Source organism: Vibrio fluvialis (genome assembly GCF_900460245.1).
GTDB classification, from domain to species: Bacteria; Pseudomonadota; Gammaproteobacteria; order Enterobacterales; family Vibrionaceae; genus Vibrio; species Vibrio fluvialis.
In genome coordinates, this window is sequence record NZ_UHIP01000001.1 from 1824491 (window position 1) to 1840684 (window position 16194).

Below are 16194 nucleotides of genomic sequence, written 5' to 3' on the forward strand. Positions count from 1 at the left end.
GGGTGATGTTAATCACAAAAACTGTTACTATCGCGCAGCTTTGAAAGTTGGCCCTGGCCAACTTTTTACTTATTTACTGTACCCAATCGACTTCGAAGCCTGCTCCTCTGCCACTTCAGCGCAGAGGCACTGTCACTTCAAGTCAGAACGGGTAGACCAACAACTTGGAATGCCTTGTGTTAACGACTGCAAACATCACCATGCAATTTGGCGATAAGCCATTGTTTGAAAACATCTCGATTAAATTTGGTAATGGCAACCGTTACGGCCTGATTGGTGCCAACGGTTGTGGTAAATCCACATTTATGAAAATTCTCAGCGGCGAGCTGGAGCCATCGGCAGGTTCTGTTTCGACCGATCCAAACGAGCGTATGGCTAAACTGGGTCAGGATCAGTTCGCGTTTGAAGAGTTCACGGTGGTGGACACAGTTATCATGGGTCACAAAGAGTTGTGGAAGGTCAAAGAAGAACGTGACCGCATTTACGCTCTGCCAGAAATGACCGACGAAGACGGCATGCGTGTTGGCGATCTGGAAACTGAATTCGCAGAAATGGACGGCTACTCCGCCGAAGCACGCGCGGGTGAACTGCTGCTGGGCTTGGGTATTCCTGAAGCACAACATTTCAGCCTGATGAGCGAGCTCGCACCGGGTCTGAAACTGCGTGTGTTGCTGGCGCAGGTGCTGTTCGCAGAACCAGAAATCATGCTGCTCGACGAACCCACCAACAACCTGGACATGCACACTATCGCATGGCTGGAGCAAACGTTGCTGGCGCGTAACTGCACCATGATCATCATCTCGCACGACCGTCACTTCCTGAATACCGTATGTACGCACATGGCGGATCTGGATTACGGTGAACTGCGTCTGTTCCACGGTAACTACGACGAATACATGATCGCGGCTGAACAAGCGCGTGACCGTCTGCATGCCGACAACGCGAAGAAGAAAGCTCAAATTGCTGAGCTGCAAACCTTCGTAAGCCGCTTCTCTGCGAACGCATCAAAAGCGAAACAGGCGACTTCTCGTCAGAAACAGCTGGATAAAATCCAACTGGAAGAAGTGAAACCGTCAAGCCGCCAGTCACCATTCATCCGTTTCGATCAGAAGAAAGAACTGTTCCGTAACGCGCTGGAAGTGGAAGGTTTGAAACAGGGTTACGGCGAGAACATTCTGATCAACAACGTCAACCTGATGGTTGAAGTGGGTGAACGCATCGCGATCATCGGTGAGAACGGTATCGGTAAATCCACCACGCTGAACACTCTGGCGGGTGTGATGGAACCGATGGCGGGCATGATCAAATGGTCTGAAAACAACAACATCGGTTTCTACGCTCAGGACCACGCACATGATTTCGCGGAAGACATGTCGTTGCTGGACTGGATGAGCCAGTGGAAAAACGAAGGCGAAGACGAGCAAACCGTACGCGGTATTCTGGGTCGTATGCTGTTCTCACAAAACGACATCAAGAAATCGGTCAAAGTGATTTCTGGTGGTGAGCAAGGTCGTATGCTGTTTGGTAAGCTGATCATGCAAAAACCAAACATCCTGCTGATGGACGAACCAACCAACCACATGGACATGGAATCGATCGAAGCACTGAACCTGGCTCTGGAAAACTACAAAGGCACGCTGCTGTTTGTTTCTCACGACCGTCAGTTCGTATCATCGATTGCGACTCGCATTATCGAAATCACCAAAGATGGTGTGAACGACTTCCACGGTACGTACGATGAGTACCTGGCGAAACAAGGCCTGATTGGCTAATTCGCCACCCGGTTTTAAGTCATAACGCTTGCTAAAAAGCCATCGCATTTGCGGTGGCTTTTTTATTGGCGCCATCGCCTTGCAAAGCAACTTCATCGTCCTATCACCCACAATGTAAAGTTTTTAGTTATCCGTCACAGAAATTGAGCGACTCTGCCGAGAACGTGATACACTCCACCGCTATTTTGTTTGGCTGCTTTTTTCACCTAGTATTACTGCAGGTATTAAGGCCGCACAGAGACCTTAATACGCGATATTAGGCGCAATCTAAGCCGAACAAAGCGGAGCGGAAAACGGAGGTTGGACGCTCGTAATACGCGTAAATAACGCCAGCGGGAAGCGATGAGCGTGAGGCGAACCTGAGTGATGAAGATCAGGAAGACTCTAGCGCGCAAGAATGTCGGGCGTTGAGTGGAAGACCGCACAACAGAGGCCAGGCTTTTGCCCTGTGACCACATAATAATGGTCAGAACGCCACTCAGCCCCTTTAGTAAAGTGAGCAAGTTTTTAAACTTATGAATACACCAAAGATTAACGAATACAAGAAATACTGGGCCGAGTGTTTTGGCACAGCCCCATTCCTGCCGACATCGCGTAAAGAGATGCAGGCGCTGGGTTGGGACAGCTGTGACATCATCATCGTCACTGGCGATGCGTATGTCGATCATCCGAGCTTCGGTATGGCGATCATTGGCCGTTTGCTGGAATCGCAGGGTTTCCGCGTGGGCATCATTGCGCAGCCAGAATGGAGCAGCAAAGACGCCTTTACCACGCTGGGTAAACCAAACCTGTTCTTTGGCGTAACGGCCGGAAACATGGACTCGATGATCAACCGTTACACGGCGGACAAAAAGCTGCGTCACGATGATGCTTACACGCCAAACAATGAAGGCGGTAAACGTCCGGATCGTGCCACTCTGGTGTATTCACAACGTTGTCGCGAAGCGTACAAAGATGTGCCAATCGTTTTGGGTGGTATTGAAGCCAGCCTGCGACGCGTCGCGCATTACGACTACTGGTCAGATAAAGTTCGTCGCTCGGTCCTGTTTGATGCCAAAGCGGATATCCTGCTGTTTGGTAACGCAGAGCGTGCACTGGTCGAAGTCGCGCATCGCCTGGCCAATGGCGAAAACATCAGCGACATGACTAACGTGCGCGGCACTGCAGTCAACCTGCCTGCTGCTCCGGAAGGCTACACCATTATCGACTCTTCGCGTATTGATAAACCAAGCACGCCGTTCGTACCAACCAACCCGTATGAAGTGGAAACGCAGTGCGAGACCGGCAAAAAAGAAGAAGCCGAAGCCAAACCGATCACCATTCGCCCTTCTCGCCACGATGCCAAGACGACAGCCGTGCGTCTGCCTTCTTACGAGAAACTGCAAAACGACCGTATTCTTTACGCACACGCCAGCCGCGTGCTGCACCTGGAAACCAACCCATATTCTGGCCGCGCGCTGCTACAGAGCCATGGCAACCGTGAACTGTGGGTAAACCAGGCACCGATCCCACTCTCGACAGAAGAGATGGATTTCGTGTTCGACTTACCATACGCGCGTGTTCCGCACCCAATGTATGGCAAAGCGAAAATTCCGGCTTATGACATGATCAAGACATCGGTCAACATCATGCGCGGCTGCTTTGGTGGCTGTTCTTTCTGTTCGATCACCGAACACGAAGGCCGTATCATTCAGAACCGTTCGAAAGAGTCGATCATCAACGAACTGAAAGAGATTCGTGACAAGGTTCCGGGCTTTACCGGCACCATTTCGGATTTGGGTGGCCCTACGGCCAACATGTACCGCCTTGGCTGTTCGGATCCAAAAGCGGAAGCCAACTGTCGCCGTCCGTCGTGTGTGTTCCCGGGTATCTGTCACAAACTCAATACCGATCATAAGCACACCATCGACCTGTATCGCGAAGCGCGTAAAGTCGACGGCATTAAGAAGATCATGATTGCCTCAGGCGTGCGTTACGATCTGGCGATTGAGTCTCCGGAATACATCAAAGAACTGGTCACGCACCACGTTGGTGGTTATCTGAAGATTGCACCGGAACATACCGAGAAATCGCCACTGGATCTGATGATGAAACCGGGCATGGGAACGTACGATCGCTTCAAAGAGCTGTTTGAAAAATATAGCGCAGAAGCGGGTAAGAAACAGTACCTGATCCCGTACTTCATCTCCGCGCACCCGGGCACAAAAGACGAAGACATGCTCAACCTAGCGCTGTGGCTGAAGAAGAACAACTACGAGTGTGACCAGGTACAGAACTTCTACCCTTCGCCAATGTGTAACGCGACAGCGATGTATCACTCAGAAGTGAACCCACTGAAACGCGTGAAGTACAAAAAACGTGAAGACGTGGCGGTGCCAAAAGGTGAGCGTCAGCGTCGTCTGCACAAAGCACTGCTGCGCTACCACGATCCAGCCAACTGGCCACTGATCCGTGAAGCGCTGATCAACATGGGTAAAAAACACCTGATCGGCGACAAACCGGGTTGCCTGGTACCATCTGAAGATGGTGAGAAACTGACGCCGGCACAACGTCGTAAATCTGGTCGCCATGGTTCGAACCGTTTTGCAACCAAGCATACGATGGCACAACCGGGCTTTGATGCACTGCGTGGCGACAAACCAGCCGGTCAGCGTCAGGGCAACAGCAAACCAGGCGGTCAGTCGAAGCCGGGAGCTAACGGCAGACCTGCGGGCAATCAGGCAAAGTCAGGCCAGAACGGTAAACCGAATAGCAATGGCCGCCCCAATACCAGTGCGGGTCAGGGTCAAAACCGTTCCCGTCCGGCCGGAAAAGGTAAAGCGCAGGGTCGCAGCAGCCAACGAGCCTGATAACCATGTAGAAACCGCCAGCAATGGCGGTTTTTTTATCGCTGTGCTCAAGGCCCCCTGAGCAACGGAAACAAAAAAGCCCAGTGTGACCACTGAGCTTTTTAAAATGCGCGTTCAAGCTTGCAAGCAAGCTCAGACAATTACGCGTACTGAGCTTCGAACTCTTTCATGAAATCAACCAACGCCTGAACGCCTTCCAGCGGCATTGCGTTGTAGATAGAAGCACGCATACCACCCACGACGCGGTGACCTTTCAGAGAAGTCAGTCCACGCGCTTCAGCCAGTTCCAGGAAAGTACCATCCAGTTCTGGTTTTGCCAACTGGAACGGAACGTTCATCAGTGAGCGGTTGTTAGAGTGAATTTCGTTACGGTAGAAGTCTGAAGAATCGATGTAACCGTACAGCAGTGCCGCTTTTTCACGGTTGATCTTTTCAATCGCTTTAACACCGCCCTGCTCTTTCAGCCATTTGAACACCAGGCCAGACAGATACCAAGCAAACGTTGGTGGCGTGTTGAACATCGAATCCTGTTCCGCCAGCAGTTTGTAGTTCAGAATGCTGGGTAGAACGTCATTGGCTAAGCCCAACAGATCATCACGCACGATCGCAATACAGATACCCGCAGGGCCGATGTTTTTCTGAGCACCCGCGTAAATCACGCCGTATTTCGATACGTCGATTTCGCGCGAAAGAATGGTAGAAGACATGTCAGCAACGATCGGTTTGTCAGTCACAGGCAGGTCGTTAATTTCGATACCGTCGATAGTTTCGTTTGGACAGAAGTGAACGTAAGCGGAGTCCGCGTCAATTTTCCATTCGCTGGCAGGCAGGACAGCCGTTTTGCCGTCTTTTTCGATTTTCGCGTCAAATACCGCCGGTTTGCAGTATTTTTTCGCTTCTTTCACTGCACTTGCCGCCCAGTAACCTGCGTCGATGTAGGTCGCCTGAGTTTTGTCACCCAGTAGGTTCAGTGGAACCGCCGCAAATTGTGCACGCGCACCGCCTTGGCAGAACAGCACTTTGTAGTTATCTGGAATGTTGAGAAGATCGCGTAAATCCTGTTCCGCTTCTTCAGCAACTTGAATGAAAGGTTTGCTACGGTGACTGATTTCCATCACTGAAACGCCCAGATCGTTCCAGTTAACAAATTCAGCCTGTGCTTTTTGCATCACTGCTTTTGGCAACGCTGCTGGACCAGCACTAAAGTTAAAAACAGTGTCCGTATTCGGCTCCATGTGTTCCTTGCTCCTGCTATCGAAAATTAGTGTGATTAATACCACTTTTTTATCAGGATAAAAAGCGAGAAAAGAGGTCTTAAGACCTCTTTTCTTTAATAACCGATTAAATCAGCAGATTAGTAACCTTGTTGCATCATTAACGGTACCAGCAATGCCACCAGCGGGACCTGTTGACCATTGGCAAAAACGAGATTTCCGTCTTTCACATCCGCTTTTAACTGGTAACCTTTTTCGTTCTGAGTCGCCATTTCCATCATGACCAGTTCGTCAACACCTTGTTGAACAAACGGATAGTCAGCCGCTAGCTGAGTTGAGACAAAAGTGTCCAGATTGCCAGTCAGCGCCGATAAAATCACGCTCGGGTCCTGCAGCACGTCTTTAGTGCCTTCTGGAATGGCAAACGACCAGTTAGAGTCGAATTCACCCTCACCCACTTTCAGCGCCATTTTGTTCATGCTGACTTTGAAACCTTTTGCGAACAGGGTGTCCACGTAAGGTAGCGCTTCAGAAATCGCCTGTTGGGACATATCAGGATTCTCCTGATAGATGTCGGAAAGTTTGGCAAACGACTGGCTGTCAACATCACCCAAAGTGAAATCGATTTGCACGTCGTTAACTTTGCCACTTTCATTCACCAACTCACCGATCTTGATAATATGTTGGCTGCTAAAACGCTGTTTCGGCTCATCCAATGTTGAGGTGAATTCGTACGATGCCTGTTTCGCGCTGAATGGCGAGTCACCTGCCGTATCTTGAGTATTCAGTTGCTCCATGGTCATTTTTTGCTGACCAATCCAGAAACCGTTTTGTTGTATGCCCTGACCTTCACCCGCCAAATTGCTCATCTGAACTTTTTCACCCGTCGGGAAATCCATATCAATGGATGGAATCGACGCAGAGTAAGTCAGTTCGCCTAGCGTCGTCGCTGTGCCCTTAAACACCATCGGTGTTACAGACAGCGTGAATGGATTCTCGCCGTTATTGGCATAGTGCCAGGTTTCCGTTTGTGCTGTGTACTCCGTGTTGCCGTTTAAGCGGGTGGTACTGTTGATCACCATGGGGAAATCCGGGTAATCCGGGAACGTTGAGACCGCAGTCAGGCTCAGCAGACCATGATGCACTTCGCTGTTCATCACAACTTCGGTCGGTATACCTTCCGCTTCCATTTGGAGCTTAATGGCCGGATCTACGATGGAATAACGGGTTTGGACCGTTGAAGTCAGGTAGCCACGATCGTAACTGACCACTTCCGCTTTAACCTTATCGTTGTCGATGTGATTCACACCATCTGTGATCACGTTCTGACCGATTTGACCGACAGCCAAAGGCCAGCAAAGTGCCAATGATATTGCGCCACCAACTGCACCGATTCGTTTAATAGTTTTCATAATAAAAGGATTTCCTGATTGTTTGGCTCAGTCTACCGTAGTTATTTCAATGAGCTCAAGTGACACGAGTATAAATGCGTAATGTCAGGTATTAATGAGAAAAGACTGAGTTAAATCAGAGTATTGATGCCTACTTAGTCAAAGTTTAGTGTCTTCAAACCTAGCTCCCAATTCCATCTGGCAAAGCTTGTTACAGTATCGATGCCGACCCGTAACCGACGAGACTGCCGTGAATCGATACGCTTTGCTCTGTTTAGACAACAATCCCATCAGCGTGGAACAATGGCGCCACGAGCTGAGTGCGTTTGCCGCCAAGTTTGACCTGCATACTGCGGATTCTGTAGAAGATGCTCAGCAGGCTTTAGAATTTCTCGAAGAGCAAGGTCAGACCGTGGCTCTGGTTGTCGCCAGCCATCATGAAGCGTTTAACGGCGCAGACTTCTTAATTCACCTCGATAAGCTGCCGCACACACGCAATGCGCGCAAAGTGCTGATCAGCTGCGGGCAGGATATTCAGGCGATTCTGAATGCCGTCAACGAAGGCCGTCTCGATTATTGTCTGACTAAACCTTTGCAAGACAACGTGCTGCGCAAAACCGTGCAACAGGAGCTGACCACTTACATTCTGGAACAGGATAAAGACAACATCCTGAGTTACAGTACCCTGCTCGATCAACAGCGCATTTTGCGTGCTCATATCGATAACAAGATGCGCTCTTTCCGCGAAGGCTTTATTACGGATTACCATCGTCTGTCCGACGCCGAACTGGCCGAACAAGTCATTGGCGCCTTGTACCAATTTTTTGAAAAAGAGGATGAGACCCGAGCGTGTCGTACCTATTCTGCGGAACATCTGCTGACTAAGGAAGGCGAAGAGAACCGCTTTTTATGGTTTATCACTGAAGGTGAAGTTGCGCTGTATAAAAAAGATGATCTCGGCCAGCAACGTGAAGTGGTTCGGCATAAAAAAGGTAATATCGTCGGAGGCATGTCGTTTGTCACAGGTGAGCCTTCGTTCTCAACCGCCATTACTCTGACCAAGACCGAAGTGATTAAACTCGAACGTGATGTCTTTGCCAAGGTGATGCACTCCGACAGCAGTCTATTACCCTTGTTCACTAACTTGTTGTTACGTCACTTCAACCGTCGCCTACAACGCAGTATCAACACCAAACTCCAGTTGCAAAAAACGCTTGAATCGCTCGAACTGGCGCATCAACAGCTGATCGAACGTGAGAAGATGGCGATGCTTGGCCAGTTGGTCGCAGGCGTAGCTCATGAACTCAATAACCCGGTCGCTGCCATCCTACGCGGCACAGAAACCTTAAGTCGTAACATCGAATCGATTGTCGACGGCTGCAACGTGGACCATTCCCGGGACTCACAAGGCGCCGCGCTGCTGCGTAATGCTTTACAGGCAAAACCACTGTCGACGTCCGAAGAGCGCGCTCGCGCTAAACAATTGGAAGAGAAAACACACCACCGTTTACTGGCCAAAAAGCTGGTAAAACTTGGCCTCGAAAACGATCAGACGCTGATCGATCTTGCAAGAAGCCATCCCGATGACGCATTAGTACAGGTAGATAAGCTGGAATGTTACCATCTTGCCGGCAGCAATTTACGCTCCATCAACGTATGCGCGCAGCGCATTGCCGACATGGTGAAAAGCCTCAAAGGCTATGCCCGCCCGGATGACGAAACTTTTCATCAGGTCGATATTCATGAAGGGATTGAAGACACTCTGGTCATCTTCGAAAACCGGCTCAAGATGCACAGTGTTGAAAAAGAGTACGCCGATATTCCGCCGCTTCGCTGTCTGCCAATTGCGCTGCAACAGGTGTGGACCAATTTAATTTCTAATGCCATCGATGCGTTCCCTGAACGCGGCACACTTCACATTCGCACACGAATGGAGGAGAAAAATGATCAAACCTATGCTGTCATAAGTTTCACCGATAATGGCTGTGGCATACCGGATGAGCTCAAAGATCAGGTTTTTGCCCTCAACTACACCACCAAGCGGGAAGGCAACTTCGGACTGGGCATTGGTTTGTCAGTTTGCCAGCAGATAGTGCTGCAACATCAAGGGTGGATTGACGTCGACAGTGAGCTTGGTCATTACACCACCATGAGCGTTTGGTTACCGCTCTCACCTCGCTAAATCATGCGATAAGGAAAATAACATGAATAAGTACATGATTTTATGTGTCGATGATGAAAGAGAAGTGCTCGATAGCGTGGTTCAGGATCTCGATTGTTTTGAAGAACACTTCGTGATTGAGGCTGCGGAATCTGTAGCAGAAGCCAAAGAAGTCATTGAAGATTATCGCCAGCAGGACATTCCTCTGGCGCTGATTTTGTGTGACCACATCATGCCAGAACAAACGGGGATCAGTTTTCTGATTGAATTAAACGACGACGAAGATACCGCCAAAACACGCAAAATTCTGTTGACGGGTCAAGCCGGTCTGGAGGATACCGTCGAAGCCATCAATCATGCCAGCCTGCATTTTTACGTGGCTAAGCCGTGGCATGGCGACCAGTTGCGCCAAACGATCAAAGACCAGCTCACGCAGTACATTATCGACAACGAAGCGGAACTGATGCCGTGGATTCAGGTGCTCGACGCCGAAAAGATCCTCAATGCGATTTCTGCCAAACGAATCAGTTTCGGTGAATAAGCAAACGCAGAGGAAATCACAAAGAGTTCATATATTTGGCATCTTAATTGCTTAATATTTACTTAGACGACAAAACAATGACATTTTTTGGTGGAGCCAGACTGCACCTATGAATTATGATGTCGACACTTTTGAAGCCTGGTTATCTTTCAAGGCTTTACGTCCTAGCGGATATTCCGCTTTCGACCATGGAATTAATCATAAAGATATAGGTTTATCGTGACTATGCGTAAAACAATCATTGCAACAGCACTTCTTCTTGCTTCAGCACAATCAATGGCTGAAGTTGACCGTAACAGCCCATCCGTGATGAGCAACTTCAGCTACGACTACATTGAAGCGCGCATCGGTGCAAGCCCTGTGACCTATGGTGCTGCAGTCAGTAAATCTATTCACCCTAACGCTCACGTGATTGCACGTGTTGACTCTGAGTTTGAGAGCGACTACGACGCGGCGGCGGGTTTTGGTTTCCACGCGCCGGTTAACAACTGGGCAGACTTTACAGGTGAAATGCTATTCCACCTGCAAGATAAGAAAAACAATGGCAGCGCAGATACTGGTATGGAACTGAATCTGGGTGTGCGTCAGTGGTTAGGTCCACAGCTGGAAGTTGGCGGTAAAGCAGGTTACGTTTCGATCGACAACGACGACAACTGGATCGGCTCAGTTTACGCACGTTTCCACTCAACTGAACTGTTCTCTTTGGGTGCTGAAGCCCGCATCAACGATACCTACGGCGACCAACTGATGTTTACTGCTCGTTTCAAATACTAAGCAGAGAAACGAACACAAAAAAACCGAGGTCATAGCCTCGGTTTTTTTATTGAGCTCTGTACTTCCTTGTCTCAGCGCTCTTTGTCACATACTTTTTAACGACCGTGACAGATATCGAGCAATTGGCGCTTACGCGGCTCTTGCAGCAATTTCCAGTGAATACCTTCAATCGCTCCGGCAAACTTCCACAATAACTTCACATCCAGATCGCTGCCATAAATGCGGCGAACTTTGTTAAACACATCCGGCGCACCCAGACGCATGAATGTTTCCACATCGTCAACGCCCGCTTTCTTTACCATTCGTTCCAGCGTCAACTGCATATTCGGTAAATCCCTCAAACGACGGTTCGCCTGGGATTTCTGAAAAGAGCGCTGCTCAATGGAATACAGTATTGAACGTTCAATAATGGAGTCCAGTTCAGAGTGGTTCTGTTCAAATAACTGCGTAATATCGTAGTAATTAACGGTGGCCGTTGTCTGCTTCTTCACATGACGGTACTTATCACAGCCAAGATTCGTCAAAACTTCATCGAGATCTTCGCCGCCGCGAATGAAAATGCAATCTTCTGTCAGCAGCGCATACATCGCGTCTTGCTGGAACAACCCAATACCACCAAACATAGAACGTTTTTGGTAGGTACCAAACTTAATTACATAATCGAAAAATCTATGCTCAAACATATCCATTGATCCTTTAATCACATTCCCCGATTAAGACAGATCACCAGATAGCAGCAAATTTTTAGCGAATAAAATGAATAGGTTAATTAGTAAGCTTTATATATGTACTACACGCTTACCTATATGTTTCATATATCATAGTTAACGAAACGAAATAAGTCCGGACTTAATTCACATCAACGTATCGAATATTTGTCTAGAATGAGAGAAGTGTCACAAGGCCACCATCTTTGTTGGCTTTTCGAACAGAATAAGCACGCAAAATGTCTCACAGATCATCGAAATGTAAAGAAATTGCCGCTTTCTTCCGGTTTATAGTTGCTTCTATTAATTAGCGATCGGTAGAATGAACAGGACTAAAACTAACAATGATAAACAATGAATCACTTAGCTTTTTATTGGCTTCCGGAAAACCGACACAAACTCATTGAAGGGCTAGAAAGTGAGTTTGCCCAGTTGGTTAAATCCTCCATCAGTACCGGCAAGATTTCTCTGCCGCCGATTCCTGATGTCGTGCTGAAAATTCAGAAACTGTGTACCCAAGAGTCAACTGGCGTCTCCGATGTCGCTGACTGCCTAACTGATGATCCCGGCCTAGCGGCCATTGTTATTCGCGTCGCGAACTCCGTGGTGTTTAACCGCCGTAATATTACCTGTACCGATCTGCTCACTGCCGTGTCTCGTCTGGGCATCGTTCGTGTACGTGACATTGTCACAGCACAAGCCATTGAACAACTCAAACACTCAATCAATCTGAGTAAAGAATGCAACAAGATCCTGGTCAACAGCGCTTCTGTCTCACGCGAGTTGGGAGCGACCATGGTGTTAGTCGCTCAGTCGTTCAAAAAGCTTGAACCCGATAACTACCTTCACCTTGAGCAGGACAAAGCTCTGTTGGTTGGCCTGCTGGCTGACATCGGTTTGTTTTGTCTGGTCAATGAATATTATCTCTACCTCGAAAACGGCAACTACCTCGATCAAGACATCGCGTTGCAAATCTTCCAGTCCAGCTGTTCCAGCACCAGTAAACTGGTCCTCAAACATTGGGGATTTGACGAAGATTTCCTTGAAGTGGCTTGTAACGAAGAATTAGTAGAACATTGCCAGGAAGTCAGCTACCTTGATGTGGCACGGATTGCACATCACCTACTTATGTTTAGAAAACAAGACGATGCGATAGAAGAGCACGACGTTGAAATCAACGCGGCCGGCGCAGAAGTCCTCTACAATCTCAGCAATCTCAGTGATGTGGAATTCAAAACCCAACTCAGTGCAGTAATTAACGCCAGCGGTTTCTAAATCACTTTTCGAGGAATGTATGTTATCAGGGATGTTGTTTATCTTTGCCCCACTTGTGGTGGGGTATCTGTTCTCTATTCACAATAAAAACTGGCTCGCCAAACTTAACCAAGCTACCTCATCACTGGTCTATGTGATCCTTTTTCTCATGGGACTCAGTCTGGCGGCTTTGGATAACCTCGGTGACAACCTGCAACTGATCCTGAAATACGCGGGCGTATTTTTCGTTCTGCTTGGCACCTGCAACCTGCTTGCTCTACCTCTGGTTGACCGTTTTCTTCCGCTTGCCACCGACACCAGTCACACTAAATTGCCTCTTTCTAGTATGGCTCTTGAATCCGTCAAACTGATTTTAGTGGTCGGTAGTGGCTTGCTGGTTGGTGTCGTTTTCAGTCTTGACCTTTCGTGGGTCGATACCGCAAGCGAATGGATTCTGTTCCTGTTGCTGTTCTTTATTGGCATTCAGCTTCGCAACAGCGGTCTTACCTTAGGTCAGATCCTATTGAACAAACATGGCATGGTGATCGCCGCAGTGGTAATGATCACCAGTTGGATTGGCGGCATCATTGCTGCATTGATTCTGGATATTCCCATCTACAGAGGGCTGGCAATGGCATCTGGCTTTGGCTGGTACTCTTTGGCCGGTATCCTGATGGGCGATGCGTTTGGTCCGGTTTATGGCGGCGCTTCATTTATGATAGAGCTGCTGCGCGAGCTGATTTCTCTGGTGCTGATCCCGATGTTTATTAGTCGCAAACCGTGCACCTCCATCGGTTACGCGGGTGCGACAGCCATGGACTTCACTTTGCCAGTCATTCAGACCACTGGTGGCGTGCGTTGTGTGCCAGTTGCGATCGTCAGTGGGTTCATTCTCAGCCTGTTAGTGCCCGTTTTAATGTTATTCTTTGTGTCTCTTGCAGGCTAGATCTCAGGAATAACGTTGCACATCTTTTAAAATGGTGCGCCTTGCGTGTGACGATTTTGTTTCATACGCATTAAGTAAAGCCCAACTGGAAATCAATAAAACCCTGCCCACAGGGTAAAGATAAAAAAGTCGCAAAAGGAACGATTATGAAACGCTTTATTGTCACCATGCTCTTATCGGCTACCTCAATGACCGCGGCTGCAGCCGACAATCAATGTTTTGCGAAAAAATACGATGCCTACATTGATGCTTCACTGGCGTGGTACTCAGATCTTGCCAAAATGACGACGGAAAAATACCCGGATTTGGCTGACGTGAGCCAATGGTTCTTGGATGGTCGCCAACACCATTTTGAACTGAGCCGTGCAGCGGTTCATTACTACTTAGAGCATGACGCTTCAAAAGTCGCCACCGCGCAACCTGTCGAAGCTTGGCTGAAACTGGAACAACACGATATCAAAGTGCTGGCGTCACGCAGTGATGAACTGGGCCAGATCGCCAAAACGACGTTTGATGATCGTCAAGCCAAGCCACACGAAAAGAACTATGAGCTGCGCTCTGCATTTGCTGAACTTCTAAGCCATCCAAAGCAAATTGAAGGTGCACTTAACAAGTACAACGAGGCAATCGCCAAAACAGAAAAAATCGAGTGTCAATAACACTCGGTGGCATGGTACATCTCTGTATATTCTGCCCTGTTGCTCTCCATGGCCATCCGAATTAAGGCGGGACTTTGGTCCCGTTTTCGTTTAGATTGTCTCGCCTGAAACGATAGATTAAAAATTATAACGACGCTGTATGGTATCTGAACACAAAATCGCGGATGCGAACTTTGAAACTCTGCTGCGCATCTTTACCGTGCCAGAAGGGCCAGACTCAACACTGACCCGTATCGAAGAAGAGCTTTCACGCAACCTCAACAAATTTCTGCGCGAACACATCGTAGCAGAAGAAAAACCGTTGAAAGAGATTGAAAAAGATTTCTCTGATGCGCGCATTCCTGATGAGCCGGAATTTGTCTCGGACCATACTCAGCATCTGCTTGATACACTGGTAGCACAGTCGGTGCATACCGCCTCTCCCAGCTTTATCGGTCACATGACATCGGCGTTGCCTTACTTTTTAATGCCGCTGTCCAAAATCATGATTGCCCTCAACCAGAATCTGGTCAAAATCGAAACCTCTAAAGCGTTCACTCCGCTGGAGCGTCAGGTTCTGGGCATGTTGCATCGTCTCATCTACGGTGAGCAAGATTCGTTCTACCAACAATGGATGCACAGCGCCGAGCACTCACTTGGGGCTTTCTGCTCCGGCGGTACTATCGCCAACATTACGGCCTTGTGGGTTGCCCGTAACAACGCACTGAAAGCCGACGGTGATTTCCACGGCGTGGAGAAAGAAGGTCTGTTCAAAGCCATGCGCCATTATGGCTATGAAGGCTTGGCGATTCTGGTTTCCGAGCGCGGCCACTACTCACTGAAAAAAGCCGCCGACGTACTGGGTATTGGTCAGGAGGGTTTGGTTTCAGTCAAAACGGACGAAAACAACCGCATCTGCCCGGAAGATCTCAAGCGTAAAATCACCGAGCTTAAAGCGAACAACATCAAACCATTTGCCGTTGTCGGTGTAGCCGGCACCACAGAAACGGGTAACGTCGATCCGCTGCGCATCATGGCAGAAATTTCTCATCAGGAAGGCTGCCATTTCCATGTCGATGCGGCATGGGGCGGTGCAACTCTGATGTCGAACCATCATCGCCATCTGCTCGATGGTGTAGAACTCGCCGATTCCGTCACTATTGATGCCCATAAGCAGTTGTACATCCCTATGGGCGCTGGCATGGTACTGTTTAAAGATCCGAGCGCCATGAACTCTATTGAGCATCACGCACAATATATTCTGCGTAAAGGGTCAAAGGACCTCGGAAGCCACACTCTGGAGGGCTCTCGCTCCGGTATGGCCATGCTGGTTTACGCCAGTATGCACATTATCAGCCGTGCCGGATACGAACTGTTGATCGATCAAAGTATCGCCAAAGCACGTTACTTCGCTGATCTGATTCAGGCGCAGGATGATTTCGAGCTGGTTTCTCAACCGGAGCTGTGCTTGCTGACCTATCGCTATCTACCATCACACATTAGACAAGCATTGGAAAAAGCAAATGCAGACGATCAGGTTCTGTTAAATGAACTGCTGAATGAACTGACTAAGTTTATTCAGAAGAAGCAGCGTGAAACGGGTAAATCCTTTGTTTCCCGGACTCGCCTCAACCCGATCTGTTGGAATAAGCTCGACACCATCGTGTTCCGGGTTGTGTTAGCTAACCCGCTGACCACCAATGAAATTCTTCAATCAGTTCTTGAAGAACAACGCCAGATTGCCGCTTTAGCCCCAAATCTTATGGGCAGAATCGAGCATTTGGCGAAACAAATCCTGGCATAAACCTATCGGATAAAGTTACAGCAAACTGAAAATTTATTTCGTTTTGCTGTAACTCACACATCAATACGGCGCATTTGAATTCCTTTTGATGAGAATTCTGAGCTTAAAACTGTAGTTTTTATGAAATTTAGTTTGAGGCTTGT

At 48.5% G+C, this 16194-nt stretch carries 12 protein-coding genes; 9 read left to right on the forward strand and 3 right to left on the reverse strand.

What is annotated here, in order from left to right:
• The first annotated feature begins 176 nt into the window (after positions 1–176).
• Complete coding sequence (locus tag DYA43_RS08620; protein ID WP_020431592.1) at positions 177–1772, forward strand: ABC-F family ATPase; 1596 nt, start codon at positions 177–179, stop codon at positions 1770–1772.
• Positions 1773–2287: 515 nt separating this feature from the next.
• Positions 2288–4621, forward strand: coding sequence for a YgiQ family radical SAM protein (locus tag DYA43_RS08625; protein ID WP_061056649.1), 2334 nt, complete (start codon positions 2288–2290; stop codon positions 4619–4621).
• 140 nt (positions 4622–4761) lie between these two features.
• Here the strand turns inward: DYA43_RS08625 and serC are convergent, their stop codons facing one another.
• The gene (gene serC, locus DYA43_RS08630) at positions 4762–5856 is read right to left on the reverse strand and encodes a 3-phosphoserine/phosphohydroxythreonine transaminase (protein ID WP_020327708.1); all 1095 of its coding nucleotides are present in this window, start codon (positions 5854–5856) and stop codon (positions 4762–4764) included.
• Between the two features lie 119 nt (positions 5857–5975).
• Positions 5976–7247, reverse strand: a complete 1272-nt coding sequence (locus tag DYA43_RS08635; RefSeq protein WP_061056650.1) for a DUF945 family protein — start codon at positions 7245–7247, stop codon at positions 5976–5978.
• Positions 7248–7476: 229 nt separating this feature from the next.
• Between DYA43_RS08635 and DYA43_RS08640 the strand changes: the two genes are divergently transcribed.
• The 3 genes from DYA43_RS08640 (at position 7477) to DYA43_RS08650 (ending at position 10702) form a co-directional block, all read left to right on the forward strand.
• A complete protein-coding gene (locus tag DYA43_RS08640) occupies positions 7477–9408 on the forward strand; it encodes an ATP-binding protein (RefSeq protein WP_061056651.1) in 1932 nt (643 codons plus the stop codon).
• 22 nt (positions 9409–9430) lie between these two features.
• On the forward strand, positions 9431–9928 hold the full coding sequence (locus DYA43_RS08645; RefSeq protein WP_020327711.1) for a response regulator: 498 nt from the start codon (positions 9431–9433) through the stop codon (positions 9926–9928).
• Positions 9929–10153: 225 nt separating this feature from the next.
• The gene (locus DYA43_RS08650) at positions 10154–10702 is read left to right on the forward strand and encodes a hypothetical protein (protein WP_020327712.1); all 549 of its coding nucleotides are present in this window, start codon (positions 10154–10156) and stop codon (positions 10700–10702) included.
• 95 nt (positions 10703–10797) lie between these two features.
• On the opposite strand, the gene DYA43_RS08655 is transcribed toward DYA43_RS08650, so the two are convergent.
• Complete coding sequence (locus DYA43_RS08655) at positions 10798–11391, reverse strand: TfoX/Sxy family DNA transformation protein (RefSeq protein ID WP_024374700.1); 594 nt, start codon at positions 11389–11391, stop codon at positions 10798–10800.
• A 372-nt stretch (positions 11392–11763) separates the two neighbouring features.
• On the opposite strand from DYA43_RS08655, the gene DYA43_RS08660 reads away from it, so the two are divergent.
• The 4 genes from DYA43_RS08660 to panP all read left to right on the forward strand — a co-directional run bounded on the left by DYA43_RS08660 (position 11764) and on the right by panP (position 16051).
• Entirely contained in the window at positions 11764–12684 is a 921-nt protein-coding gene (locus tag DYA43_RS08660) for an HDOD domain-containing protein (protein ID WP_020327714.1), read from the forward strand.
• Between the two features lie 19 nt (positions 12685–12703).
• Positions 12704–13609 (forward strand): LysO family transporter, encoded by a 906-nt coding sequence (locus DYA43_RS08665; RefSeq protein WP_061056652.1) that lies wholly within the window; start codon positions 12704–12706, stop codon positions 13607–13609.
• Between the two features lie 146 nt (positions 13610–13755).
• Positions 13756–14268, forward strand: coding sequence for a hypothetical protein (locus DYA43_RS08670; protein WP_061056653.1), 513 nt, complete (start codon positions 13756–13758; stop codon positions 14266–14268).
• Positions 14269–14407: 139 nt separating this feature from the next.
• Positions 14408–16051: a pyridoxal-dependent aspartate 1-decarboxylase PanP gene (gene panP, locus DYA43_RS08675; RefSeq protein ID WP_020327717.1), complete on the forward strand. Its 1644-nt coding sequence runs from the start codon at positions 14408–14410 to the stop codon at positions 16049–16051.
• Positions 16052–16194 lie beyond the last annotated feature (143 nt).